The organism is Legionella navarrensis (assembly GCF_052527415.1).
The window spans coordinates 1-24,718 of the sequence record NZ_JBNVZR010000015.1 but is presented as its reverse complement, the minus strand read 5'-3'; the positions used below and the strand labels follow the sequence as shown (position 1 = coordinate 24,718).

Here is a 24,718-nt window from a genome sequence, read left to right as displayed (position 1 = left end):
TCCCGCGCTTAGTCGTATCGACGTTGACCAAGGTGTTTCATGAAATTAAAAACAAGCCTGCTTTCCCTGTTATTTTCGTCCGCTGTTGCTGCCAGTCCCATCAATACCATTGCTGTTTTTGGTGACAGCCTGTCCGATAATGGCAATCTCTATGAATACATGCAGCATCGCGTGCCGCAGTCACCGCCTTACTTTGAAGGGCATTTCAGCAATGGCCCGGTCTGGATTGAGCGTCTTGCTGATCTGATGTTCCCACAGAATGGCAGCAGACATCTGCTGGATTACGCATTTGGTGGTGCCGGTGTTTCAATGGATGTTGACGAGGACGTGCTGTTTTCTCTGCATCACGAAGTAGATGTATATGCCCTGTCACATGAAAACAAGGCTGATCCGAATACGCTGTTTGTGGTATGGATTGGTGCCAATAACTACCTCGCCATGCCCGAAGATGATGAAGCCAGTGTCCGCGATGTTATTGGTGGAACCCGGATTGAGCTGCAGCGTCTGCTGGACATGGGTGCCAGACATATCCTTGTCTTGAATCTGCCGGATTTAGGCAAAACACCCGCAGCCCGTGATTTTGATTCCGTAGAGCGTCTGACAGCCCTGTCTCTGAACCATAATGCAGCGCTGGCTGATTTGATTCAGGATATGAAAGAGCGTACACCGGGTGTTCAATGGTTTCAGTATGATGTTTTTACTTCTTTTGACGGTATTTTTTCTACCCCAGAAAAATTTGGGCTCAGCAATACCCAGGATACCTGCTACGATGTCAGCCTGGATGAGCCATCAAAGACCATGTTAGTGAAAATGGCGGCTAAACGTGGACAACGAAATCTTGATGATGCCTGCCAGGGTTATCTGTTTTTTGATCCAGTGCATGTCACAACAGTGACTCATGACGTGGTGGCTCATCAGGTACATGACCTGTTGAAAGCAGGTGGGCTGGAACCGGCCGAATAATAAAACCGTGATTACCAGCCTTTGGCCGCGCAGATATCTTCGTAGGCTTTGGTGATTTTCTGAGTTTTGTCATTAGCCAGTTTGATCATTTTTTCCGGTAGTCCCTGGGCAATCAGTTTGTCGGGATGATTTTTGCTGATCATCTTACGCCAGGCGCGTTTGACCTCTTGTTTGCTCGCTGCCGGATTAACTTCAAGCAGGGCATAGGCCTGGGCAAGGCCATAGCTTGTATTTTGTGCGTTAGTCTGGCCCTGAGATTCCTGCTTTCTTTCATACGTGTTATGAAAATCCTCATGGTAGCGGTATTGCTGATGCAGTGGTGCGAAGCCCATGGTACGAAATATGGTATCGAGCAGGCGTACCTTATTGGCAGAAAGCCCGTCAACCTGAGCGTAACGATATTGGATATCCATAAAAAGCTTAAGCAGGTCGGGGTTGTTGCGACAGGCATTCTGCAACAGATTCAACAGACCTGACAGATCAAAGTCAGCCGCTTTACCGGCACTGAAATACGCCTTGGCCAGTTGTTTCTGTTCACGTGTGAGGCGCAGCTCATTCATCATCTGGCGAGCCATCTGGATTTCGTTTTCTGTTACCCTGCCATCTGCCTTGGCCACATGCCCCATGACCGAGAAGGTCGCTTCAAAAAAAATCTTTTGTACCAGCTCGCGCTTTTCATCGTAATAGGAGCCATGCAGTTGTGAGAAATGATTAGCCAGACCGCGATCAAAGGCGTTACCAATCAGTATCCCCACCAACGCGCCAATCGGAGAGCGCGTCATAAGATAGCCGAGACAACAACCGATTAGTTTTCCCCACCATTGGTTGGTGGTAAAGAATTGACGAAGGTTCATTCGGGGTCCGCTGAGTTCGGTAACAGTAATGTATTTAGTAAAGTATACTGTAAAATCATCATGAGTGAATTTTTTGTTTTAACTTCTGGTATCATATGACTTGATTACTAACGATTCATGTTGATCCAGACTGTGATCATCTGAGGTAGCATGCGCCAGATTTATTCCTTTCTTCTCTATATTCTGAGTCCTCTGATTCTGCTGCGTTTATGGTGGAAGGGGCTGGCGTCACCCGCTTACCGTGAGCGTATCGCGGAGCGTTTTTGTCTCGATGGCGCGGATGCTAAGGACTATGATGTCTGGGTTCATGCCGTTTCTCTGGGGGAGGTGATTGCCGCCACACCGTTGATAGAGGCTTTGCTGGCTAAACAGTATCGTTTATTAGTCACCACAACAACTGCTACAGGTGCCGGGCGCGTTCAGGTTCAGTTCTCGAGTCGGGTAATGCATCGTCATTTACCCTATGACCTGCCCGATGTGGTTCGACGTTTTTTTAAGATGAATCAAATGCGGGTCGCCGTGATTATGGAAACCGAATTATGGCCAAACCTTATTCGCGAATCCAAACAAAATAACGTGCCCATGCTGCTGGTAAACGCGCGCCTTTCTGAGCGCTCCTGCCGTGGATATCGCAGGCTAAGCTGGCTCATCAAGCCGGTTTTGAATGATTTTCACGCCATTCTCACTCAAAGCACTGTCGATGCAGAACGATTCATAAGTATTGGCGCCAGGTCTGAGATCGTTCAGGTCGCGGGAAACGTAAAATTTGATTTAAACACTCATGATATCGATCGTGAAAAATACAGCCTGATTAAGGCCACATGGGGAGCCGAGCGGCCGGTTGTGATCCTGGCCAGCACGCATGAGGATGAGGAAGCTCAGGTATTGATGCAGGCAAAGGAGCTGCAGCGTCGTATGCCCGGCGTGCTGATTTTGATTGCTCCTCGACATCCCGAGCGGTTTCAGACTGTGTTTAACCTGGCACAGGCTCTCGGTTTCAGCACAGGAAAACGCAGCGAAGCAGACAGCATGACAAAAGACTGTGACGTGATTATTCTTGATTGCATGGGCGAGTTACTGGGTTTTTATTCGCTTAGCGATTATGCCTTTCTTGGCGGCAGTTTTGTGCCGGTTGGCGGTCACAATATGCTGGAAGCGATTGCCATGCGCGTGCCTGTACTGACTGGACCGAAGGTGCATAATTTCAAGGCGATCGTACGTGATTTAATAGCGGCTGATGCCATTGTCATGGTGGACGATGCCTCTGATCTGGTAAATCAGATTGATGCCTTGCACAGGGATGAGGCCCGGCGCACGCGTCTTATCGAACAGGCAATGTCGGTGCTGGAATCAAACAAGGGTGCGTTGTTGCGCTATGTAGACCGAATCGAATCATTAATACGGTCTACACACGGAGGGCATTAAAATCTACGCTTGATACCGGCGGTCGACAGTATTTTCGTTGCGATTTCTTCAATCGAAAACCGGGTTGAATTTAAATAGGGGATGTTTTCATGACGGTACATGGATTCAACTTCTGCCACTTCCATACGGCATTGCTCAGCCGAGGCATACTGACTGTTGGGGCGCCGTTCGGTACGGATGTGCTGCAATCGCTCCGGATCAATGGTCAGGCCGAACAGCTTGCTTTTGTAAGGCCGCAGCAGCTCAGGCAGGCGAAAAGAAGTCAAATCATCTTCGGTAAAAGGGTAATTGGCTGCCATGACGCCAAAATGCAGAGCCATGTACAGGCAACTGGGTGTTTTTCCACAGCGGGATACCCCAATCAGAATAATGTCGGCCTTATCATACCCGCGAATCTGGACACCATCATCGTGCATCAGAGCGTAATCAACCGCTTCTATGCGGTTGGTATAGGCTTTATTGTCAGCCACTCCGTGTGTCCGCCCGACAGTATAAGAGGATTTGACCCCCAGTTCAGCTTCCAGCGGGCCCAGAAAGGTATTAAAAAGATCAAAGGCACTGGCATGTGAATCGCGAATCGTTGCCGCCACTTCCGAATTAATCAAGGTCATGAACACCAGGGGTTTTACGCCCGTCTCCTTATACGATTTATTCAATTGCTCAACAACGGCTTCGGCTTTTTGCCGGGTATCGATATAGGGCAGGGTGGTTTTTTCAAATTCAATGTTTTCGAACTGCGTGGTCAGGCTGTTGCCGAGGTTTTCGGCCGTAATCCCTGTCCCATCTGAAATCATAAATACGCGACGTTTCATAGTGTGCCTCTGTGTTGAACGCTTGGAAAGTTGCTGAGCTTCTGCTATGTTGATCAACAGCTTATGCTCTGTACTGGATATTTTTTTAATCTTTATATTATTTGTCCTCCCTGCGCGGGAATGACAGGCCGGAGTTTTGTCCAGTACAGAGCAGCTTATGCGTCTGGTTATGTGTTTGGCCAACAGGCCATACCGTACCATACTATACCCCATTACATCAGCGCAAGACGAGGTCATTGAACGATGCGTGAAGAAAACAATCGGCAAAGTAATACCTTATTCATTATCTGCATGATCTCTCTGGTTCTGGCGCTGTTGCTGCTGGCCTTTTCCATCTATATCCTCCCTTATCTGGTGTGGAATATTCATTATGACGTTCCAGAATTTATCAGTGACTGGCGTGAGTGGCTGAAGGATTATTACAACTACACGCAATCCCAGGCTATCTGGCTGATTTTTTTTGTTTTTTTCATACCAGGCCTGCTGGCAGCGCTAATTACGTATATAATTACCAATACACTGGACAAGTCAGACAATATGGACGAAACCGAGCAGGAAGAGCCAGAGGAAGCGGCTATGGACAGCGGAGAGGAGTCCCTGGGCCTTATCATGAAAATGTTCCTGCTGATTGGTTTCGTGATAGCAGCCATGTTTTTTGCTGAATGGTTCTTTTCCATAACACTTTAGAGGTAGTCATCATGCTATTTAAACGCCTGCAGATGAGAGCGCTGGTGAAAAAGCTGAAGTCCATGAAACAGACACGGCAGCACAATCAGCCTTCGGACGAGATACTGGCAAAAGAAGTATCGTTGTATATGGCTCTGGCCAGCATTTATCATTCGCTGCGAAAAAACAAAAAATACCCTTATGCCGATATCGCCGTTAAGGAATGCTGGCGCGCCGCTGCCAGTATTGATTCGGCTGAGGCCAATTACAACTTAGGCAAAAGCCTGCTGGAGGAAGCGCGCTTTCGTGAAGGGCTTGAAAATGAAGCACTGCTGGCGAGCGCCAGTAATGAAAAACAGGCGGCCATGCTGTATGCCGAGGCACTGGCTTACCTGACGCGCGCCGAGACCCTGGGGCATGTGCTGGCCAGACGTCTGCATGGCCTCTGCTATATCAATGGCTGGGGGCTCGACGTGGATAAAGACAAAGGTTTCGATCTGGTGGTTGCCAGCATTGGTCAGGAAAACAGCTGGGACAAGGTTCCTCAGATATTTGCCTCCATCGGCCTGAACAAGCCAGAGTTTTTCTCGGCTCTGGTCAAGCATCGGGAGAAGGGCGTTTAAGCCAGTCGCCCTAAATACCAATGCAGGATCTGAGGGCCATAAAACAGAGACACCAGGCCAGCCAGACACAGAAACGGACCAAAGGGCATGGGCGTGTCCTTTGATTTGTTTTGCGCTTTTAGGTAAATCAAACCGAAAATGGCTCCTGTTAACGAAGAAAAGAGCAATATCAGCGGCAGCAGGGTCCAGCCAAACCACGCACCAAACGCGGCAAACAGTTTAAAATCGCCATTTCCCATCCCAATTTTACCGGTCAGCAGATAGAACAGTTTAATCAGCAGCCACAGACTCAACCACGCCCCTGCCGCTGACAACACGCCATTGGGAAGGCTGGTAAACAGGCTCTGGGTATTGGCAATCAGTCCCAGCCACAACAGACTCAAGGTCAGGCAGTCTGGCAGTAACTGCTGATCAATATCAATAAATATCAGGGGAATGATAAGCCAGATAAACAGCAGCGCAAAGACAAGAGTCAGATGGAAGCCAAAGTGCCAGCAGGCAAAGACGGATAAAGCGCAGGTCAAGGCCTCAATGAGTGGGTAGCGCAGCGAGACGGGATGCCTGCAGTATTGGCAGCGACCACGCAGCAGTAGATAACTCAGTATTGGAATGTTATGCCAGACTTTAAGCGTGTTTTTACACGATGGACAAAATGAGCGTGGAAAAAACAGATTAACCTTGCTGGTTGACGCCTCTCCCAGATTAAGCAGGCTGTGGCACTCCTGAGCCATTTCGGCATGCAGCATGATTGGCAGGCGATAAATCACCACATTGAGCAGGCTGCCAACAGCCAGAGAGAGAATGGCTACGGCCACATAAAAAAGACCGCTGTTCATTTCAAAGATAAGAGGATCAATCATACCACCGAACCTAGTTTGAAAATGGGAAGATACATGGCGACAACCAGGCCGCCAACCAGAATACCCAGAATAGACATGATAATGGGTTCAATAAGACTGCTTAAGGCATCCACGGCATTGTCCACCTCCTCTTCGTAGAAATCGGCAATCTTACTGAGCATTTTTTCCAGCGTACCGGATTCTTCACCGATGGCTACCATCTGGATAACCATGTTGGGGAACAGTTTTGTGTTATCCATTGCCTGCTGCATTTGCAGACCGTTGGATACTTCTTCGCGTATGCTGTCAGTGGCCCTGGCATAAATGATGTTACCCGTGGCACCCGATACCGATTGCAGGGCCTCAACCAGAGGCAGACCGGCCGCGAAGGTAATGGAGAGGGTGCGGGAGAAGCGGGCAATGGCGGCCTTTTCGAGAATACTGCCTATCACCGGTGATTTCAGCATGGCCATATCAATTTTTCGTGCAAATGAAGGAGAGTGGTTTTTCGCGTAGATGAAGCTGTATATCAGGCCGCCCAGAATGCCGAAAATAAGATACCAGTAGGATTGAAAAACCTTTGACATATCAACCACTACTCGCGTCAGCGCTGGAAGATCGGCACCAAAGCCCTTGAACAGGGCTTCAAACTGAGGCACGACGAAAATCAGCAGGCCCGCTGTAACCAGAAAAGCAATGACCATCACGGCGGTAGGATAGGTCAGCGCTTTTTTGATTTTCTTTTTGATGGTTTCAATTTTTTCCTTATAGGTTGCAACTTTGTCCAGCATGATGTCCAGCGAGCCTGATTTTTCGCCAGCATCGACAAGGTTGCAGAATAAATCGTTAAAACAGGTGGGATGTTTTGCCAGAGCTTCGCCAAGAGTCAGGCCTGACTCAACATCCTTCTTAACCGCCTCAATCAGGCGCTGCATACTCTCATTTTTCTGACCCTTCGCGACAATATCAAATGACTGAATCAAGGGAAGACCGGCTTGCAGCATGGTTGCCAGCTGCCGGCTGAACGAGGTAATGTCCTGCGATTTTATTTTTTTGCTCTTGCTGAAAAGGGAGGTGCGCTTTTTGATGACTTTATTAACGGTAATGCCTTTTTTACGCAGACTGACCTTTGCTGTTACGAGGCTTGCCGCTTCGATTACGCCATTTATTTTTTCGCCGGACTGGTTCACACCCTGCCATTCGAAGAACAGCGTTTTTTTATTTTTATTGTCGTTGCTCATAATCGCTATTCAACGGTTACCCGATTGACTTCCTCCATGGTGGTAACGCCTTCCTTGACCTTCACAAGACCTGATTGATAAATAGTCAGCATTCCCTCGGCCTGTGCCTGTTTCAGAATGTCGAGAGAGTTGCTGCCTGACATAATCATCTGGCCAATGGTTTTGGAAATCAGCATGACCTCAAATAGTCCGATACGTCCGCGATATCCCTGTGTACAGTGATTGCAGCCAACGGCTTTATATAGCTTGATGCTTTGAGACTCTTCTTCGGTAAAGCCAAGCTCAATCAGGCTTTGAGGGGTCACTTCCGTGTGAACAGTCTTGCAGTTATCACAGAGCTTACGGGTCAGACGCTGAGCGATGATCAGGCTGACTGAGCTGGCAATGTTAAATGAAGGAACGCCCATATTGATCAGACGGGTCAGAGTTTCTGCGGCACTGTTGGTGTGCAGGGTCGATAATACCAGATGCCCTGTCTGCGCAGCTTTAACAGAAATCTCAGCCGTTTCCAGATCCCTTATCTCTCCCACCATGATGATATCAGGATCCTGACGTAAAAAAGAGCGCAGGGTACCTGAAAACGTCAGGCCGGCTTTGGGGTTGATGTTTACCTGATTGATGCCGGGAACCTTGATTTCAACCGGATCTTCAGCGGTGGAAATATTGACTTCTTCCGTATTCAGAATATTCAGGGCAGTATACAGCGTTACCGTTTTACCACTTCCTGTTGGCCCGGTTACTAAAATCATGCCTTGCGGCTTCTGGATGCAGTGTAAAAAATGCTCTTGCTGCATGGGCGAAAAACCCAGGGCCTCGATACCCAGCCGGGTCGAACCCGGATCGAGGATACGCATGACCACTTTTTCACCCCCCACCGTGGGGCATGTGCTGACGCGGAAGTCGATGTTGCGGCTTTTCGATAGTTTTAACTTGAAGCGACCATCCTGTGGAACGCGGCGTTCAGAGATGTCCAGGTTGGACATGATTTTGATACGTGAGGTAATACGGCTGGACAGGCTGACAGGTGGCGCCGCAATTTCGTCGAGGATACCATCCTGGCGATACCGGATGCGATATTCGCGTTCATAGGGTTCGAAGTGTATGTCTGAAACCCCGCGCTTGATCGCATCGACGAGGATTTTGTTGACAAATTTTACCACGGGGGCGTCATCGCTGGAGGCGCTGGCGGTATCGCTTTCCTCTTCTTCGCTGCTGATTTCCAGACCTTCCAGGTCAGAAGATCCCTCAACATAATCACTGAGCCCCTGGCTTTCCTGCTCGTGCATCAGTTTGTCAATCAATCTGGTCAGCTTGTTGGTTTCAACTACGATGGGGCTGGTGTTCAGACCGGTATGAAACTGAATTTCCTTTAAGGCGGCCTGGTTACTGGGATCGTCAGTAGCCAGAAACAAATGATTGCCGCGCGAGTAAAGCGGAACTATCGAATGGCGGCCAATCAGCTTTTGGTTGACCAGGGAAATGGGTATGCTGCCCGGATCGATGCTGTCCAGATCAATCAGGGGAACACCAAAATTATGAGCAATAATCAACGCTAGACGTTCGGCATCAAGCACATGGTTTTCAACAAGGTACTGCAACAGAGTCTGTTTGTTTGATTGTGCCAGGGCCTGGTATTCCAGTGCCTTGGCTTTGTCCATCAGATTTTCATGCACCATCAGCTGGGCAATGCCTTGTAGATGTTGTACTTCAGTATTGGCCATGGCCTGGCTACGCAAAATTATCCTTACATGATGGATACTATAGACAATAATTGGGTTGAGTGCACGATATACCGCTCCCGGAGTGCGGAACCGCTTGCTGTCGGGCGCATCTCTATGTTAAAAAAGGAGAGTAATTTTAAATTCAGGTCACTATTTTGCCAATTGCACAACAAAAATCCATGTTCCATGCTTTGGACGAATGGTTTGTTTCAGAACAGGGTAGACGTGTGGCACATGCTTTTCTGGCGGAAGTGTCCCCTCTGAAATCGCTCTTGTATGGCGATACCCTCGTGCAGCTGGGCAGTTGTGGGCATAATGAACTGTTTCGCTCACTGAGATATGTACATAAAACGCTGGTGACACCTGGTGGCTCTCCGGCCAGTCATCTGCTTTCTTCGTTTATGCAATTGCCGATAGCCTGCCACAGCGTAGACTGTGTGATAGCGCCCTTGACCCTCAACGCCTTCACCCACGAAAAAAATCCGCTGGGCGAGATTGATCGTATCCTCAAGCCAGGCGGTTATATGGTCTATCTGGGTATTAATCCGTTCAGCCTTTGGGGTTGCTGGCTTCGATACGCGCGAAGAACCTGTTTTGGTGAGGAACGAGGGGCTTTGCATTCTGTTTTTTCGGTCAAGCGCGCCATGCTGCAACGGGGCTACGTTCAAGCCTCGCTGTCTGGCTTCTATTATATCCCCCCCTTTTCATCAGCTGCGCTGATAAAAAAAATGGAAATTTTTAATGTCATTGGCCGCATGATTTCGCCAATGCCGGCGGGATTTTTTTGCCTTGTGCTACAAAAATATCAGGAATGCGGGATTCTTGTTCCCCCCTTGAGGAGGCGTGAAAAATACCATATTCCCGTGTTGCAGGCTGCCAGTCCTGGACTGCATGCCAGAAAATAGAAAAAAAACGGATTTTTGATGAGCAGTATGAACCTCTTCAGGCAGAATGAGTTATACTATGCGCAACTTTATTTTCGGTAAGACCCATGTCAGGAAAAATGATCTATCGTGTGACGTTTGCCAATCAGGAAAGCATCTACGAGCTTTTTGCGCGCAAGGTGTGCGAAAGTGAGATGTTTGGTTTTCTGGAAGTTGAAGAATTTGTTTTTGGAGAAAATACGTCCCTTGTTGTGGATCCTTCAGAAGAGCGTTTAAAAACAGAATTTAAGCACGTTAAACGCACGTTTATTCCCATGCATTCCGTATATCGTATTGACGAGGTGAGTAAAGAAGGCGCCGGCAAGATCAGGGACAAGTCAAAGGATGATGGTAAGGTGTCGATGTTTCCGGTTCCGGACAGGCGATAGGGAAACGTTGTAATATTCATTATTCAGGAAATTTCATGTCAATTCCACATAATATAGAAGAGGTTTACGAAAAATCGCGTTGTCTGTTTACTACGCAGGAAGTGGAGGCTGCTCTGGATAGAATGGCCAGTCAGATCCACGAAAAACTGCAGGACAAAAATCCTGTCCTGTTGTGCGTAATGATTGGTGGTCTGGTGCCTATGGGTAATCTGCTGCCACGACTCGATTTTCCCCTGGAAGTCGGTTATATCCATGCCACGCGCTATAAAGGCGATATCCGCGCGGGTGAACTGGTCTGGAAGGCGAGGCCAACGCAGGATTTAACCAATCGTACCGTATTGATTGTTGATGACATTCTTGATGGTGGGTTAACGCTGGCTGCCATAATTGATGACGTGAAAAAGATGGGTGCCGCAGAGGTGCTGAGTGCGGTTCTGGTCGATAAGTATCATACCCGCGACGAAGGCGGTCTCGCCGAAGCGGACTTTGTTGGCCTGCGCGTTGATGATCACTACATATTTGGCTATGGCATGGATTACAACGAATACCTTCGTAATGCCCCGGGCATTTTTGTGGTTGCACCCGAGCACGAATAAAGTGTGATTCCCGGATTACGGCTTCGCCTAATCCGGGCTACGATGGCTGTGTTCCACGAAAATGTAGCCCGGATTAGGCGAAGCCGTAATCCGGGGGATCTCTCGTGACGGTCAGGCGGTGATGTGATGACTTGGAAACTGATTCAGTGCTTCGTTTATCTGCTTATAAAGATCCGGCAGCCAGCGTGGTTGCGCAAAGTTAGATGTGGCTGGTTTTTCCTTGCGTAAATCGTTGGGGGAGATAATAACCTTCACATGGCTCAGACCAACGCGCCTTGCCAGCAGAAACAACTGATCAATAGCCCGGTCGCCAACCGCCAGACAGCCGACCGACATATCCTTGCCATGCAGAAAAATATTATTACCCAGTTGCTTGCGGCCATCTTTACTGGCCTGCAGTCGATCATAATGGTTGGGGTAGTCAATCATCATGGACAGGTGCATGGAGCTGAACGGATTAAAGGTTGTCAGGCGGTAAATTCCTTCCGGAATCTGACCATCGCGCTCTTTCAGCTTGGGGCCAAGACGCCCGCTCATGGCTGTTAAGGGATAGCTGTGAATATAACGCCAGGACTGATTATCATTTTTAGCCCATAACTCGACCTTACGTTCTTTTTTAAAGGCCAGCAGCGCTATGTCTTTGGGTGGGTAGGCGACTTGAGCGTTGGCAAAGAATTTGATTAATTCCGGCTCGGTACGCAGGCCGTATTTTTTGATGGCGTGTTCTACAGCCTTGTCCCAATTGAGTTTAGGAGCCATGGCAAACAAAGGTCCGCAACAACACAATAGCAGGCAAAGTAGAATTCTGGGCATAGAATATAAGGCAAGGAACGGAATCAACATACTATCAAAAAACCTTTTCTGTGTACAAGCAATCTGACCCAACCGCTTCCTGACGGTCGCGGTTCGAAGGGAGAGCCTGATCCCGTCACGGAATCAGGCCGTGGCTTTCATCTCCAGCGGTTCAAATTTATCAGACACATCACCGGTGTATTCAGGATGACGAACCAGATCCAGCTGCATAACCGGCGCATTGGGAGCGAGATTAAACCTCTCCAGACTGACCATGAGCAGATTCTGCGAATCCATGGACTGGTAGTAATATGTCCTGTCTGTTAAATCGGTTACAACGCGCCAGATCGTTTTTGCGTCGTAGGGGTTGAGTTCCGAGGGCGTAGAATAGGGTTGCGACACATTATTCAGAATACTCAGCATCTGAGTCATTTCCTCTTTGGCCGAACTGGCTTTGGGCAGGGTGCCCACGTAATAGGTTGCCCGTACGAAACGATCCGATGGACTGTTGGTTCCCGGAAGAGGTTTGTCGCCGCCAAAGGCCTGGTAGCTGCTCAGATTCACGATTTGTCTGTCGTAGGATGGGTCGTTGGTCAGCGTCAGATATTTTTTGTCGTGATACACCTTGAGTTTGCCATCCACGTATTCGAGTATTGCGGAGTCGCCGGATTCATCCTCGAGCGCCAGGTGAACATTGATCCAGCGTTTGGTGCCGGGGTGGAACATAGGCGTCAGCTGCATTTGTCCCGACTCACTGAAACGCACCGCATCGGCCACTGTTTTAAAATTATCAAGGTAATATTGTACCCACAATGCAACGGACAGACCTGGCGTCTTTGGATCCCGCGTGCCGAAATCGGCTTCCTTCAGCCAGAGCATGTGCGCGCCCAGTCCGGCTTCGTTCATGCCGTCGCTGCTGATGTGTTCATAAACTGTTGCCACAAGACTGCCATAAAGCGATGTCCATTGCACTGGGTTGCTGTCCATGCCACCGCTGCGCTTCATGCCACGGGGGTAGACGACCAGATTGGTTTTCATGTCTTCTTTCCAGTCCATGGTTCGACCGACCATGACCGCATTGTCCTGATCCACGCGTAGCACGCGCGAACAGGCCAGTGAGTTATCCAGTCCAATCCCAAGCAGCAGAGGGACGCACATCAGAGCTTTTTTAAGATCCATTTAATATTTTCTCCGTTATGATTTGATAATCAGTTTTTTTTGATTTGTACCTGCTTTTGAACATCAGCCGGCAAGAGTCTCAGGACGTAATCCGGAACGCTTTCGAGGGTACCAACGGAGGGCAGCAGACCATAATAATTGGGACAGAGATAGGCGGCCTGGCCGGCTTTGTTAACCGTGTAAAACAGGTACTGATAATGACAGTAATCCAGTTTTTGAAAGGTACCGACCTGCAGGACAGGGCTGCCAGGCATTCTGTTTTCAATAAATCGAGCGTTGATCCATAGATTAGCCAGGAGCAGAACCACGCCGGTTGTCATGATCGCCAGCATAAGGGAGATGAGGGTGCGCAGGCCACGGGAAGGATGCTCCCGGGTAAAGCCTCGCAGCAGATAAACCACCGCGACCAGAATGATCAACAGGCTGGCACTGTAAAGAAAGCTTTCCTTGTAGTCAAAATAACTGCCAAGAATTTCTCCGCCTGCGGTCTGATAATGGATAAGAATAGCGCCGAGGCTCAGCCACAGTGCCGCAATAACCCATTTATTACCTTGTTTTTTGATGCCGATGATTAAAAGAAAGAGATTGATGATTGGAAAAATGATATGCAGACTGGTGGTGATATGGTCCATGGCGCAATCCTTAATAATATCCGTGATTCTATGATTCGTTTTCAGCGGCCAAATGTAAATAGTTTGTATGTAAAATTTTAATCTGCTGCTCTAATTGCCTTATAGAACCACGGTTTATAATCAGATCGTCGGCCAGTTCCCGACGGGCCTGATCGTCTGGCTGTGTCGCAAGAATGGCCTGCGCCTGCTCTTTGCTGCAATGATCGCGGGCCATGACCCGGGCTATCTGCTGTTCCTTTTCGGCCAGAATCACAAGGATGCGGTTTAAATAAGGATAGGACTGGCGGTCCTTTAATAACGGTATTTCAACAACACAGTATGGACCCTGGCTGTTTTGAATCTGCCGCTTTATTTCATCTTTAATCAGAGGATGCAGCAGGCCTTCCAGCCAGATACGCTGCCTGGGTTCTGTAAAAATGAGTTCCCTGACTGCTGCGCGGTTCAGTTGACCGGAGTCGAGAATACAGGCATCACCCAGGTGCTGTTGAATGGCCGCAAGCGCCGGCTGACCTGGTGCGGTTAAATCCCTGGCGATAACATCGGCGCTGACCACGGGTATGCCCAGCGATTCAAAGCACTTAATCGCTGTTGATTTACCACTGGCAAGGTTACCGGTCAGTCCAACGCTAAACATGCTTTACTCCCGCTCATTAAGATTTTTACAGGTCATCAGATTGGTGTAACAGGTATCAGGATAACCACTTTTGGACTGGCAGTATTCTCTGGCAGCAATAGCCGCATCGTCACGTTGTGGGTAGGGATTACTGGGCCAGACCTTAGCCATTTGATCCATGGCAACGCACTGCCACATGGCCTGCGTTGTCTGGCCATTGACAAAAAATTCGCAGTCTACCTTCGCAACCTTGCAGGAAGCCGGATCGTCACTGGCTTTCCGGCAGGCGTCAAAGGCCTTGTTGAGTGCTGCGCGCTCGTAGTCGCTGCGACCTGTCCACTCCTTGTTCAGCCCATCGTGTGAGCGGCATTGCCAGTCGTCACGCGCTGCGGAAGAGGTACTGATTAACGCCAGAGCAAGACAACAGCATGTCATATATCGATTCACAGTAGGCTCCTTTTACCAGGGGCGGTTGACAATTCAACCAATTTTAACTCATGCCAATGTTCGTATCTCTTCACATTAATCTTGCGAAGGCATCATAAGGCAGTGCCCGCGTATAATACCAGCCTTGAATGAGAAAAACCTGGTTGCTGCGCAGGTAATCAAGCTGAGTCTGTGTTTCCACTCCTTCGGCAATGATTTTAAGCTGCAGGGAACGTGCCATGTTGATGATGGAGTGATTCAGTGTTTCGGTGATAGCCCCTGTGCCAATAGAGCTGATAAACAATTTATCAATTTTCAGGTAGTTAAATGGAAAATGCTGCAGGTAATGTATGTTGGATTGTCCCGTACCAAAATCATCAATGGCCAGCAGATAGCCGCGTTGACGAAGCTCGTTCATTTTTTCTACTACAGCCTCGTCCTGTTCGTTAAAGAGTTCGCGTTCCGTCAACTCCAGCATGACCTGCTCAGGCTGTATGTGAAATCGCGAACACAGATCATAAAACGTTGCAAAAAAATGCGCATCGCGAAAATGGCAGGGCGAGAGGTTGAATGCCAGGTACATGTAAGGTCTGGTTTGCAGGAGCTGCTGGCATTCTTCAAAGGATTTTTCGATTAACTGCAGCATCATCGGAACAATAAGTCCGGTTTTTTCTGCTTCACCAATGAAATAATCCGGCATAATCACTTCGTTCTGGCTGGTATGCCAGCGGATTAAGACCTCGGCACCACAGAAGCGTTGCTGTAATTCGTCACGAATCGCTTGATAGGTGGGTTGAAATTCGCCATTTTTCATGGCGTTTTTCAAGGCAAACTGGAGGGAAAAGCGACGATTGATCAGGCGGCTGCACCACAAATAAAAAGCCCATGACAACAGCAGAAAAGGAATGGTCATCATGGCAATTGTGCCAATGAGCTGTTTCATAAAACCCAGCGGATGACTGCGTACCACCAGCGATAAATTGTCGAGGTTCTGCAGGGGCAGTGTGATAACCGACTCTCTGTCAGACAGTCTGTTGGTGCTGACAGGCCTGCCAGTCTGTACCAGCATCTTCCTTGTGCTGTTGTCATAAAGTCCGGCCGAATCGATGCCGGTACTGTGTTTACGCATATACTCTTCAATCAGAGGCCTGATTAAATAGATGCCGACATGGTATTGTCCCAGCCGCTGTTGCAGAAGAAAGACCTCGTTGCTGCCCTGAGACATTTTCATGGGGCCGAGAAGAACCGGGCTGGCATCGCCAGGCGGGGGCAGGGGAGTATTTATTTCAGGCGAGGCACACAAAACTTTGTTTTTATCGTCGCTGATAACAATTCCGGAAATGTCGGTGTGATTAAAGACAGTACTGCCCAGTTTGTCAAACAGTTCGTCTTCGCAGGTTCCGTTACTGCTTTTGTAATAGGGCAGTGATTGGCCAGTTTCCAGAATATGCTCGATCAATCCATCGATTTTAAAGGCAAGATAATTGGCATGCTGTTGAAAAAGCTGAAGTTTTTGCAGTTGAAAATGTTTCCAGCCAAAAAAAATCATCCCAAACAAAAATATCAGGGTAAAGGCCAGCCAGCCAATCCCGAATTTGTTTTTCAGTCGCACATGTTCTGATTGCAGCCTGTTTATCATGGGTGCTTTTTATTGGTACACAGCATGTATAGAGTTTAGGGTGATTTCCGCCAATTTAACAATCGTTTTTGTGTCGGTATTCAAAGGAGGCAGCCAATACAGCGTATTTCCCAGGGGGCGAATCAGAGCGCCCTGTTTCAGTGCTTCCTGATAAAAGGCAAAATCCGTCCGAGGGCGACCGGAATCCACCATATCTGCGGCAACCATGGCGCCGAGGCTGCGGATGTTGCTTAGTTTTCCGCAGCTTCTGGCTATCGCCTGAAACTGTTCCAGCATGAACAGACCCAGTTCGGCAGCCTGTTGATTGATGCTTTCAGTCTGCATGGCCGTAATCGTAGCCAGTGCAGCACTGATAGCCAGTGAGTTACCGCTGTGTGTATGCGAATGCAGGAAGGATTTACCTTTGCTGTAGTCGTCATAAAACAGCGAATAGATTGACTGATCGATCATGACGCAGCTCAGGGGTATGGTTCCTGAGGTCAGACCTTTGGACAGGCAGATCAAATCGGCTTCAACGCCAGCGTGCTGACAGGCCAGCCAGGTTCCGGTTCGCCCCATCCCTGTCATGATTTCATCGGCAATAAGGTATATGTCGTTGCTTTTGGCCCAGGCAGCCAGCCGGTACAGAAAGTCAGCACTGTAGCACCGCATGCCGCCTGCTCCCTGCACCAGAGGTTCCAGAATCAATGCGCAGACACGCGATTTGAGCTGCTCAAGCGCTGGCAATATGCGTTGCCAGTGTCCTTCGGCGTTTGTCCACAGGGGATCCTGGGGGCCACTGACCAAGGGGATATCCTCTAACATATGGCAGTTTACCCCAAACCCTTCCCAGGGCTTCTTATACAGGCCAAGATCACTGACGCTGAGGGTGCCCAGTGTTTCGCCATGGTAGCCGTTTTTTAAAGCGATAAAGTCCCGGCGCTCTGTCTGGCCTTGTATCTGCTTCGCCTGCAGAGCGAGCTTCATGGCAATTTCTACGGCGCTGGATCCATCGCTGGCGAAAAAGGCATGCTCCCGACCGCAGATCTCCGCCAGCTTTTCTCCCAGAGAGGCCATGGCCGGATGCGTAGTATTGGCGGCAATGACGTGTTCAAACGAATCAAGCTGCGCCTTAATGGCAGCGAGAACAGCCGGATGACCATGACCCAGCGATTTGCACCACCAGCTGGATTGCGCATCAATCAAAGAGCCACGACAGGTTTCCAGGTAACTTCCCTGGGCCTGATACACGATGATGGGCGGGCATTGTTCAAAATCCTTCATCTGCGTGCAGGGATGCCAGATATGACGTAAATCTTTTTCAATGACAGCGTGGTTGTTAACCATGTTAAATTTTAAGGTTGACAAGAATGGCAGGCACTCTATCATGTAAATCACTTTTTTCCTACGAGATGAACCATGAAAAAAAACGCATCCACCTGGACGCAGGACGAGGTTGCGGCTATTTATTCGCAGCCCTTCAATGACCTGATTTACCAGGCGCACACGATACATCGCGAGCATCACGCGGCGAACCGCCTGCAGATTGCTACCTTGCTGAGCATCAAAACCGGCGCCTGTCCGGAGGATTGCGGTTATTGCTCACAGAGCGGGCATCATAAAACCCACGTTCAGAAAGAGCGTTTGATGTCCGTTGAGAACGTGTTGATTAAGGCTCAGGAGGCCAAAGACGGTGGTGCGACACGTTTCTGCATGGGCGCCGCGTGGCGATGCCCGCCGGAGAATGCCATGCCGGAGATAAATGCCATGATCGCAGGGGTCAAGGCGATGGGGCTGGAAACCTGCATGACCCTGGGCATGCTTGATGCCAATCAGGCTCAGCAGTTAAAGGAAGCCGGACTGGATTATTACAATCATAATATCGATACCTCGCCGTCGTATTACGATAAAGTGGTCAGCACCCGAAAATTCACTGATCGTCTCGACACGCTGGCTCATGTTCGCGAAGCCGGCATTAATGTGTGCTGTGGCGGCATTTTGGGCCTGGGAGAAAGCCGTGAGGATCGCATAGAGTTTTTACTGACGCTCGCCAATCTGCCGGTACCGCCCGAGAGTGTGCCAATCAACCGTCTGATTCCTGTGCCGGGAACGCCACTGGCCAACGCACCTCAGGTCGACGGTCTGGAACTGGTAAGAACAATCGCTACGGCGCGCCTGCTGATGCCTGGCAGCGTGATTCGCCTCACCGCCGGTCGTACGGAAATGAGTGACGAGCTCCAGGCACTGTGCTATTTCGCAGGAGCCAATTCCGTCTTTGCGGGCGACAGGCTGTTGACTGAGGAAAATCCGCAGCGCGAAAAAGATAAAAGCCTCTTTGACAAACTGGGACTGGAAGCTTTACCGGCATGATTTCTGAACTGATTCAGCAGCAGATAAGCGAGCGAAAACACAAGGGCCTGTATCGCCAGCGGGTGATAGTCACATCCACCGATTATCCTCTCGATTTCAGCAGCAACGATTATTTGTCTTTGCGCCGGGATGCCCGGGTGAAACGCGCCTATCAACAGGGGTTTGCGCGTTACGACAGCGGCAGCGGCGGCTCGATGCTCGTCAGCGGTTATCAGCCCATTCATCAGGAGCTGGAACAGGAACTGGCCCGACAGTTGCAAACGGACAAAGCCCTGCTGTTTTCTTCTGGTTATGCCGCCAATCTGGCCATTGTTACGACGCTGGCGCGCTTAGGCTGCCATTTTATCGTAGACAAAGCGGTGCATGCATCCATTTATGATGGACTGTCTCTCGCAAAGGCCGGCTTTTGCCGTTATCTCCATAATGATCACGAGGATTTGCAGAAAAAGCTCAGTCAGGGCACGCCGGCCAGCCTCTTAATCACGGAGGGTATTTTCAGCATGAGCGGGCAGCAACCGGACCTCGCTGAATTAGGTCGCTTGTGTGCTTCGCATGGCCTGCCCTTTGTAGTGGATGAGGCGCATGCCTTTGGAGTTATCGGTCCCGGCGGCATGGGGGCTGTGGCTCATTATGGATTATCACAGACCCAGGTTCCTTTGCGCATGATTGCTTTTGGCAAGGCACTCGGTGGACAGGGGGCGGCCGTGGTGGGGCAGGCTGACTGGGTTGATGCCCTGTACCAAAACGCGCGCTCCTGTATTTATTCAACTGCCATCAGCCCGGCGATGAGTCATGGTTTGCTCGAGAGTCTGTATTTACTGATCCAGGCCGATGAGGCACGTCAAAAACTGGCCGGCCTGGTGGCTTATTTTCAGGGCGCTGTGTCGCTGCGGGCCTTGCCTTTTCGCCCGTCGAACAGCCCGATACAGCAGCTGCGCCTTGGTTGCCCACATAAAGCACAAAATTTGTCCAATAAATTGGGAAAACAGGGGATCTTGTGCCAGGCTATAAGAGTACCAACCTTATCCCGTGTTGATACAGGCTTACGTGTCGTATTGAATTCACATCATCAGGTGGAGGATATCGACCGGTTATTGGATGAAACTGCAAGGTTATTGCCGTTATGACATGGCAGGCTCATAAGGCAAGGCACGCCCTCGTAGAAGCAGGTGTAGCGATGAAGATTAATATCACAGGTACTGGATATCCATTGGTTTTATTTCATGGCTGGGGTTTTGATCAGTTGATTTGGGAATCCCTCACACGAGAGATTGCAAGGCGCTACACGGTAGTCGCGGTTGATCTTCCGGGCTTTGGTCAAAGTCCGGTGATGTCCTGGGCTGCGTTTAAGGCCCGTATCCTTGAGCATTTACCGCAGCAGTTTGCCATTGCCGGCTGGTCTCTGGGTGGGCTATATGCCACGCGTCTTGCGCTTGAAACCTCAGCACGCGTCACCCATCTGATCAACATTGCTTCATCACCCCGGTTCACTCGCGATGACAACTGGCCGGGTGTTGATCAACGCCTGTTAAACATGGTTTTTCGTGAATTGAAACGCGATCCGGTTTCCGTCCGGGCAAAATTCATAGCCATGCAGTCACAGCACCAGACTCCTCAGTCAAATCCGGACTACCTGCCCTCGGCAGAGGGGCTAAAAGCGGGGCTGGACGTATTGGCAGAATGGGATCTGCGCGAAGCGCTGCACAAGCTGAATATACCGGTTTGTTACATGTTCGGTCATCTGGATACAATCACACCGAAAGCAACCATGACGAATATGCAAAGTCGCTACCCGCATTTTAATTATGTTTCCTTTCCAAAGGCCGCTCACATGCCATTTATGACGCATCAGAAAAAATTCATTAAAGAGCTTGAGCGCTTCATTCCCTGTGAGAGCCGGGCATGACGGGTATTTTTATTACTGGTACCGATACCGATTGCGGAAAAACGTATGTGTGCTGTCAGCTTTTGGATTACCTGCATCAGTCAGGCAAACGTGCATTAGCCCTTAAGCCGGTCGCCAGCGGCGCCGTTGAGAGGCAGGGACAATGGATCAATGATGATATAGAGCGTCTGCGAAAACACAACCCCCAATCGTCTCCCGCTATTAACGCCTGGCTTTATGCAGACCCCATCTCTCCTCATCTCGCCGCTCAACGTCGAGGAGAACGACTGTCAGCGAGTGAGGTGGCTGAATTTTGCAACGACGAGCACTTCTCTGGTTACGACTGCGTGTTGATTGAAGGGGCGGGTGGATTAATGGTTCCCTTGAATGAGAGTGAAACCTGGCTTGATCTGCTCGCCATGACAGCCATGCCGGTTATTCTTGTTGTTGGGATCCGGCTCGGCTGTATTAATCATGCCTTGTTAACTGATGCTGTCCTGCGTATGCAGAATATCCCCTGCCTTGGCTGGATTGCTAATTGCCTTGATCCTGATATGCAGGCTCTGGATGAAAATATTCAGAGCCTGAGTGACAGGCTGTCGATGCCTTTGCTGGGGAGGGTGGCAAGAGCGGGTTATTTCAAGCCGGACATGGCGCTCACGTGCTGGCTGGAATAGTCCAGAAATGCGCCACGAAACAGCTGGCGGTTTTCATGTATGTCCAGATCAAGTGCCTGCCAGTCCGAATCTTTCAGCAGCCCAGACGATTGTATGGTTCTCAACAGCCTGTGCTCGGGAGACTCTGTCTCTATTTTTTTGTTGGCTCGGAAATGTTGCTGGAGTATTGGAATTAAATCATCCGAAGATGCCTGACTCAGGCGCTCGAACAGGGTTTTTGCTCTGCTGATACGGGAAGAAAAGAATGATGAAATTCGGGAGCCTGACGCCTGAGGCTTCAGTGCCTCCAGCAACGAGTCACGGAACTGCGGATTTTGGGGAGAAATCCTCGCCACGTGAGCGTAAACCGGGCTTGAGGATAATGAGGACATGGAGGATGAATGTGAGCTGGGAAAGCTTGAAGATGGGCCGGCATGCGGCAGCTCCAGGCTCTCTATGTCCTGACTGATGAGTCTGTATTCATTTTGCAGTAGACGATTATAGTGTTCCAGTCCCATGGAGAGATCGGTTACATGGATATTCGTGATCGGCAGACTGGTGGGGCGACGGCCAGTTGTTGACGTAGCAGACGCCAGGTATTGCTCAATGGATTCAAATACCTTGGGTTTGTCATCGGCAATCACCAGGCTGCCGACCCACTCGGGTATATGGTTTAAAAAAAGTTCGAACATCAGTCCTTTGGGATCAACGAGGGCGCGTTGGCTTTGAATCATTTCCGCGAGAAATTTGATGACATAGCTTTTAGGGTAGGCCGACATGGCGCACGCCTCATCAGCCAGACAGGCCTCAGGGAAGGCATGACCAAGCGTTCCACTTAAAGTGCCTGAGGCCAGCAGTGTTTCTATTATTGGGCGTTCGATTTTCATTTGTGCAAAGTGCTCGGCAAATATCGCGGAACGAAAGCTTACTTTCACTTCATGCAGTTTGCGGTAGATGAATGCGACAAGGTCATCATCCATGGCTTTCCAGAAAAGATCACTGGTGCTGATAGTGCCATGAACGCTAAACCCCATTTCCTGAAGCGTAGTGATCAGTGCCTTTCGATCGTTTATACAGCCTGATTGAAACACCATATCGGTAAACAGGTAGACATCCTTTATATCATGATTTTTCAGCGAATCGAGTAGATCAGTGTTTAGTCTTTTATCAAACAACAAGGTATGATCCACATCCAGCAGAGCAAGAGGACGTTTTGCTACTGCATGGCTGCTGGAGGCCGGAGACGAAGTCTGTGCTGTGGTTAATTTGAAATATTCCTGGGCCCGGGCAATCATACTGGATGTGAACGCGGCTCTGTCCTCAGGTTTGGGATACATGCTGGTAAACGGCTCGGAGTCAAAATGATCTCCGGCCAGAGTAGGGTTGGTCGCCAGTTCGTGATATAAAAAAACTTTTTCAAGACTCGCTTTCTGCATAAACAAAGAGGACGTTGTATTGACGGATAGACGGAGCAGTCTTCCTGTGAGCCTGTGCTGAGCCTCAAATGGCATCAGCTCGGTCACTGCCTCAACAAAGTCAATCATTGCGTCAATTTTGTTGTGATTGCTATCGCTGATCGGTGCCGAAATATCCAACATACCGGGTGATTTTGTAAAATTATCAATCTGAAGCAGAGCGATTAGATCGTTATCGCTGGCCAGACCGCTGATTAAAATTTCACGGTATTTAGAAAGCAGTATATGAGTTTTGGTTAATTTTGGCATTGCGGTCTCCGGACAAGGTGCCGGCATTATACACCAAAATTTGAAATGTATGTATTTATTATATACAAATTATCCGCTTAATAAATCCTTAATATAATCTGCACTATACTTGAATCAGGTAACCATCAAATGGAGACGTTCATGAGCCTGCACAAAGAGTATGATGACGCTCATTTTTTTTCTGATATGCCGATGGAGTCTGACAAGGAAGACCTGAGTCACAAGCGTCGTATTCGCAAGATGCTGGAAGACAGGCTGGAAAGAAAGCGCATGAAGGAAGACATGGATGAACTGGACGGCGAGTTTGACTGGGATGAGCTGGACCGTTAAAAAACGTCCTGACCCAGACCTGCTGCGAAACAGGTGTTTTGCAGCAGGGTAGCAATGGTCATGGGGCCGACACCGCCGGGTACGGGCGTTATCCAGGCTACTTTCTGCCTGGCCTTATCGAAATCGATGTCGCCGTGCAGTCTGCCGTTTTTCTGGCGGTGCATTCCTACATCAATAACGATTTGCCCACTCTGCAGCCAGTCTGCCGATACAACATCACGGACACCGGTTGCCGACACTACGATATCCGCCATGCGAACGTGCTGTTCCAGCTTTTGTGTGAAGCGATGGCAAATCGTAACCGTAGCGCCAGCGAGCAGAAACTCAAACGCCATTGGCCTGCCGACAATATTAGAGGCCCCAACAACAACCGCATGCATGCCGCGCACATCCAGGTTATAAAAATTCAGCAGATGCATGATTCCATAGGGCGTACAGGGGCGCAGCAAAGGTGAACGCTGCGCCAGTCGACCGAGGTTATACGGATGGAAGCCATCGACGTCTTTTTGCGGTGAAATGCGTTCAATGACCCGGCTGGCATTCATGGCGGCCGGCAGAGGCAGTTGCACCAGTATGCCGTGAATGGCTTCATCCTGATTCAATTGATCAATCAGCGTAAGCAGCTCCTGCTCGCTGGTCGATTCCGGCAAATCAAAAGCATGCGAAACGATACCCACTTCCTGGCAGGCCTTGCGTTTATTGGCCACGTAAATCTCAGAGGCCGGATCCTGGCCCACCAGCACAACAGCGAGACCCAGCTCTTTGTTCAGTGAACGGCTTGTTTCACGCACCGATTCCTTTATTTTTGCAGCAGCGAGTTTTCCATCGAGAATTAAAGCGGTCATGACGTGTTCACCAGGAAATTTTTGGTGAATTATGAAAGAGCTCGCAGCCAGATACAATCCCTCTTTATCAACAAAGCACCTCAGACTAATGAAAAGTTCAATATATAAACAAAACTGTGGCCGTCAGGGCTGTCCCATCTTAATTTGAACTGAAGTTAATCCGTGGTACGTTCTGCTCCCTTCTCCCTTGAGGGAGAAGGGCTGGGGATGAGGGTGGTGGGTGTGGCACGGCCTGATTAAATACATTAACATACGGTACTTAATTGGTTTATCCGTCTGTCTGTTTTTATTAACTAATCGATGGATACAGCAAAGTGAATAATGATGTTTCCAGCTCATTTTAGTCTCATTTTGGTGTGTTAAATGATCCTGAAAATATTGCATTGAAAGCATTACGCAAAAAAGCCGGTTGGGGAAATGAGACACTTGCATTCATTTGGAAAGCTGTGGATATCGAGTTTTGCGGCTATGGAGCCATGAGGTTTTTAAAAATATACAGGGTGTGATGGACGGTATTCTTGATTTAGTCGAGACTGTGCCACACCCACCACCCTCATCCCCAGCCCTTCTCCCTCAAGGGAGAAGGGAGCAGATCG

At 49.3% G+C, this 24,718-nt stretch carries 27 protein-coding genes; 13 read left to right on the top strand and 14 right to left on the bottom strand.

Annotated elements, in window-relative coordinates:
• Positions 1 to 39: 39 nt before the first annotated feature.
• Entirely contained in the window at positions 40 to 963 is a 924-nt protein-coding gene (locus ACQUTA_RS09805; protein ID WP_444988058.1) for an SGNH/GDSL hydrolase family protein, read from the top strand.
• Positions 964 to 974: 11 nt separating this feature from the next.
• On the opposite strand, the gene djlA is transcribed toward ACQUTA_RS09805, so the two are convergent.
• The gene (djlA, locus tag ACQUTA_RS09800) at positions 975 to 1,817 is read right to left on the bottom strand and encodes a co-chaperone DjlA (protein WP_444988057.1); all 843 of its coding nucleotides are present in this window, start codon (positions 1,815 to 1,817) and stop codon (positions 975 to 977) included.
• Positions 1,818 to 1,967: 150 nt separating this feature from the next.
• Between djlA and waaA the strand changes: the two genes are divergently transcribed.
• Positions 1,968 to 3,242, top strand: coding sequence for a lipid IV(A) 3-deoxy-D-manno-octulosonic acid transferase (gene waaA, locus ACQUTA_RS09795; RefSeq protein ID WP_444988056.1), 1,275 nt, complete (start codon positions 1,968 to 1,970; stop codon positions 3,240 to 3,242).
• Here waaA and ppsR read toward each other — a convergent pair.
• Positions 3,239 to 4,054, bottom strand: a complete 816-nt coding sequence (gene ppsR, locus ACQUTA_RS09790) for a posphoenolpyruvate synthetase regulatory kinase/phosphorylase PpsR (RefSeq protein WP_444988055.1) — start codon at positions 4,052 to 4,054, stop codon at positions 3,239 to 3,241. The two genes, waaA and ppsR, sit on opposite strands and share 4 nt — an antisense overlap.
• 243 nt (positions 4,055 to 4,297) lie before the next feature.
• Between ppsR and ACQUTA_RS09785 the strand changes: the two genes are divergently transcribed.
• Entirely contained in the window at positions 4,298 to 4,741 is a 444-nt protein-coding gene (locus tag ACQUTA_RS09785; protein ID WP_444988054.1) for a hypothetical protein, read from the top strand.
• Positions 4,742 to 4,749: 8 nt separating this feature from the next.
• Positions 4,750 to 5,343 (top strand): hypothetical protein, encoded by a 594-nt coding sequence (locus tag ACQUTA_RS09780; RefSeq protein WP_444988113.1) that lies wholly within the window; start codon positions 4,750 to 4,752, stop codon positions 5,341 to 5,343.
• Here ACQUTA_RS09780 and ACQUTA_RS09775 read toward each other — a convergent pair.
• Genes ACQUTA_RS09775 through pilB form a run of 3 tightly spaced genes read right to left on the bottom strand, consistent with a single transcriptional unit; the run spans position 5,340 to position 9,144 of the window.
• Positions 5,340 to 6,203 (bottom strand): prepilin peptidase, encoded by an 864-nt coding sequence (locus tag ACQUTA_RS09775; protein ID WP_444988053.1) that lies wholly within the window; start codon positions 6,201 to 6,203, stop codon positions 5,340 to 5,342. The two genes, ACQUTA_RS09780 and ACQUTA_RS09775, sit on opposite strands and share 4 nt — an antisense overlap.
• The gene (locus tag ACQUTA_RS09770) at positions 6,200 to 7,423 is read right to left on the bottom strand and encodes a type II secretion system F family protein (RefSeq protein WP_444988052.1); all 1,224 of its coding nucleotides are present in this window, start codon (positions 7,421 to 7,423) and stop codon (positions 6,200 to 6,202) included. The genes ACQUTA_RS09775 and ACQUTA_RS09770 overlap by 4 nt, the downstream gene beginning before the upstream one ends.
• Positions 7,424 to 7,428: 5 nt before the next feature.
• Positions 7,429 to 9,144 (bottom strand): type IV-A pilus assembly ATPase PilB, encoded by a 1,716-nt coding sequence (gene pilB / locus ACQUTA_RS09765; RefSeq protein ID WP_444988112.1) that lies wholly within the window; start codon positions 9,142 to 9,144, stop codon positions 7,429 to 7,431.
• 155 nt (positions 9,145 to 9,299) lie between these two features.
• Here pilB and ACQUTA_RS09760 point away from each other — a divergent pair, with 155 nt between their 5' ends.
• The 3 genes from ACQUTA_RS09760 (at position 9,300) to ACQUTA_RS09750 (ending at position 11,052) form a co-directional block, all read left to right on the top strand.
• On the top strand, positions 9,300 to 10,049 hold the full coding sequence (locus ACQUTA_RS09760) for a class I SAM-dependent methyltransferase (RefSeq protein ID WP_444988051.1): 750 nt from the start codon (positions 9,300 to 9,302) through the stop codon (positions 10,047 to 10,049).
• Between the two features lie 86 nt (positions 10,050 to 10,135).
• Positions 10,136 to 10,456, top strand: coding sequence for a DUF1820 family protein (locus tag ACQUTA_RS09755; RefSeq protein WP_444988050.1), 321 nt, complete (start codon positions 10,136 to 10,138; stop codon positions 10,454 to 10,456).
• 35 nt (positions 10,457 to 10,491) lie between these two features.
• On the top strand, positions 10,492 to 11,052 hold the full coding sequence (locus ACQUTA_RS09750) for a hypoxanthine-guanine phosphoribosyltransferase (RefSeq protein WP_444988049.1): 561 nt from the start codon (positions 10,492 to 10,494) through the stop codon (positions 11,050 to 11,052).
• A gap of 111 nt (positions 11,053 to 11,163) precedes the next feature.
• Here ACQUTA_RS09750 and ACQUTA_RS09745 read toward each other — a convergent pair whose 3' ends face one another.
• The 7 genes from ACQUTA_RS09745 to bioA form a co-directional block, all read right to left on the bottom strand.
• Positions 11,164 to 11,811, bottom strand: coding sequence for a L,D-transpeptidase family protein (locus ACQUTA_RS09745; protein WP_444988048.1), 648 nt, complete (start codon positions 11,809 to 11,811; stop codon positions 11,164 to 11,166).
• Between the two features lie 177 nt (positions 11,812 to 11,988).
• Complete coding sequence (locus ACQUTA_RS09740; RefSeq protein WP_444988047.1) at positions 11,989 to 13,023, bottom strand: linear amide C-N hydrolase; 1,035 nt, start codon at positions 13,021 to 13,023, stop codon at positions 11,989 to 11,991.
• A 29-nt stretch (positions 13,024 to 13,052) separates the two neighbouring features.
• On the bottom strand, positions 13,053 to 13,655 hold the full coding sequence (locus ACQUTA_RS09735; RefSeq protein ID WP_444988046.1) for a type I secretion system protein LssZ: 603 nt from the start codon (positions 13,653 to 13,655) through the stop codon (positions 13,053 to 13,055).
• Between the two features lie 28 nt (positions 13,656 to 13,683).
• The gene (gene coaE / locus ACQUTA_RS09730) at positions 13,684 to 14,289 is read right to left on the bottom strand and encodes a dephospho-CoA kinase (protein ID WP_444988045.1); all 606 of its coding nucleotides are present in this window, start codon (positions 14,287 to 14,289) and stop codon (positions 13,684 to 13,686) included.
• Between the two features lie 3 nt (positions 14,290 to 14,292).
• Positions 14,293 to 14,715, bottom strand: coding sequence for a hypothetical protein (locus tag ACQUTA_RS09725; protein WP_444988044.1), 423 nt, complete (start codon positions 14,713 to 14,715; stop codon positions 14,293 to 14,295).
• 70 nt (positions 14,716 to 14,785) lie between these two features.
• Positions 14,786 to 16,333 (bottom strand): EAL domain-containing protein, encoded by a 1,548-nt coding sequence (locus tag ACQUTA_RS09720; RefSeq protein WP_444988043.1) that lies wholly within the window; start codon positions 16,331 to 16,333, stop codon positions 14,786 to 14,788.
• Between the two features lie 9 nt (positions 16,334 to 16,342).
• Complete coding sequence (gene bioA, locus ACQUTA_RS09715) at positions 16,343 to 17,659, bottom strand: adenosylmethionine--8-amino-7-oxononanoate transaminase (protein WP_444988111.1); 1,317 nt, start codon at positions 17,657 to 17,659, stop codon at positions 16,343 to 16,345.
• Between the two features lie 72 nt (positions 17,660 to 17,731).
• Between bioA and bioB the strand changes: the two genes are divergently transcribed.
• The 4 genes from bioB to bioD are packed head-to-tail and all read left to right on the top strand — an operon-like array spanning position 17,732 to position 21,244.
• The gene (gene bioB, locus ACQUTA_RS09710; RefSeq protein WP_444988042.1) at positions 17,732 to 18,682 is read left to right on the top strand and encodes a biotin synthase BioB; all 951 of its coding nucleotides are present in this window, start codon (positions 17,732 to 17,734) and stop codon (positions 18,680 to 18,682) included.
• Positions 18,679 to 19,809 (top strand): aminotransferase class I/II-fold pyridoxal phosphate-dependent enzyme, encoded by a 1,131-nt coding sequence (locus tag ACQUTA_RS09705; RefSeq protein WP_444988041.1) that lies wholly within the window; start codon positions 18,679 to 18,681, stop codon positions 19,807 to 19,809. Before bioB ends, ACQUTA_RS09705 begins: the two co-directional genes overlap by 4 nt.
• A complete protein-coding gene (locus ACQUTA_RS09700; RefSeq protein WP_444988040.1) occupies positions 19,806 to 20,588 on the top strand; it encodes an alpha/beta fold hydrolase in 783 nt (260 codons plus the stop codon). The genes ACQUTA_RS09705 and ACQUTA_RS09700 overlap by 4 nt, the downstream gene beginning before the upstream one ends.
• A complete protein-coding gene (gene bioD / locus ACQUTA_RS09695) occupies positions 20,585 to 21,244 on the top strand; it encodes a dethiobiotin synthase (protein ID WP_444988039.1) in 660 nt (219 codons plus the stop codon). Before ACQUTA_RS09700 ends, bioD begins: the two co-directional genes overlap by 4 nt.
• Here bioD and ACQUTA_RS09690 read toward each other — a convergent pair.
• Positions 21,202 to 22,947 (bottom strand): hypothetical protein, encoded by a 1,746-nt coding sequence (locus ACQUTA_RS09690; RefSeq protein WP_444988038.1) that lies wholly within the window; start codon positions 22,945 to 22,947, stop codon positions 21,202 to 21,204. The genes bioD and ACQUTA_RS09690 overlap by 43 nt on opposite strands.
• Before the next feature lie 141 nt (positions 22,948 to 23,088).
• On the opposite strand from ACQUTA_RS09690, the gene ACQUTA_RS09685 reads away from it, so the two are divergent.
• Positions 23,089 to 23,277 (top strand): hypothetical protein, encoded by a 189-nt coding sequence (locus ACQUTA_RS09685; RefSeq protein ID WP_444988037.1) that lies wholly within the window; start codon positions 23,089 to 23,091, stop codon positions 23,275 to 23,277.
• Here the strand turns inward: ACQUTA_RS09685 and folD are convergent.
• The gene (gene folD, locus ACQUTA_RS09680; protein ID WP_444988036.1) at positions 23,274 to 24,122 is read right to left on the bottom strand and encodes a bifunctional methylenetetrahydrofolate dehydrogenase/methenyltetrahydrofolate cyclohydrolase FolD; all 849 of its coding nucleotides are present in this window, start codon (positions 24,120 to 24,122) and stop codon (positions 23,274 to 23,276) included. The genes ACQUTA_RS09685 and folD overlap by 4 nt on opposite strands.
• A gap of 436 nt (positions 24,123 to 24,558) precedes the next feature.
• Between folD and ACQUTA_RS09675 the strand changes: the two genes are divergently transcribed.
• Positions 24,559 to 24,718 (top strand): DUF559 domain-containing protein (locus ACQUTA_RS09675; protein ID WP_444988110.1); only part of this gene is annotated, 160 nt, incomplete at its 3' end.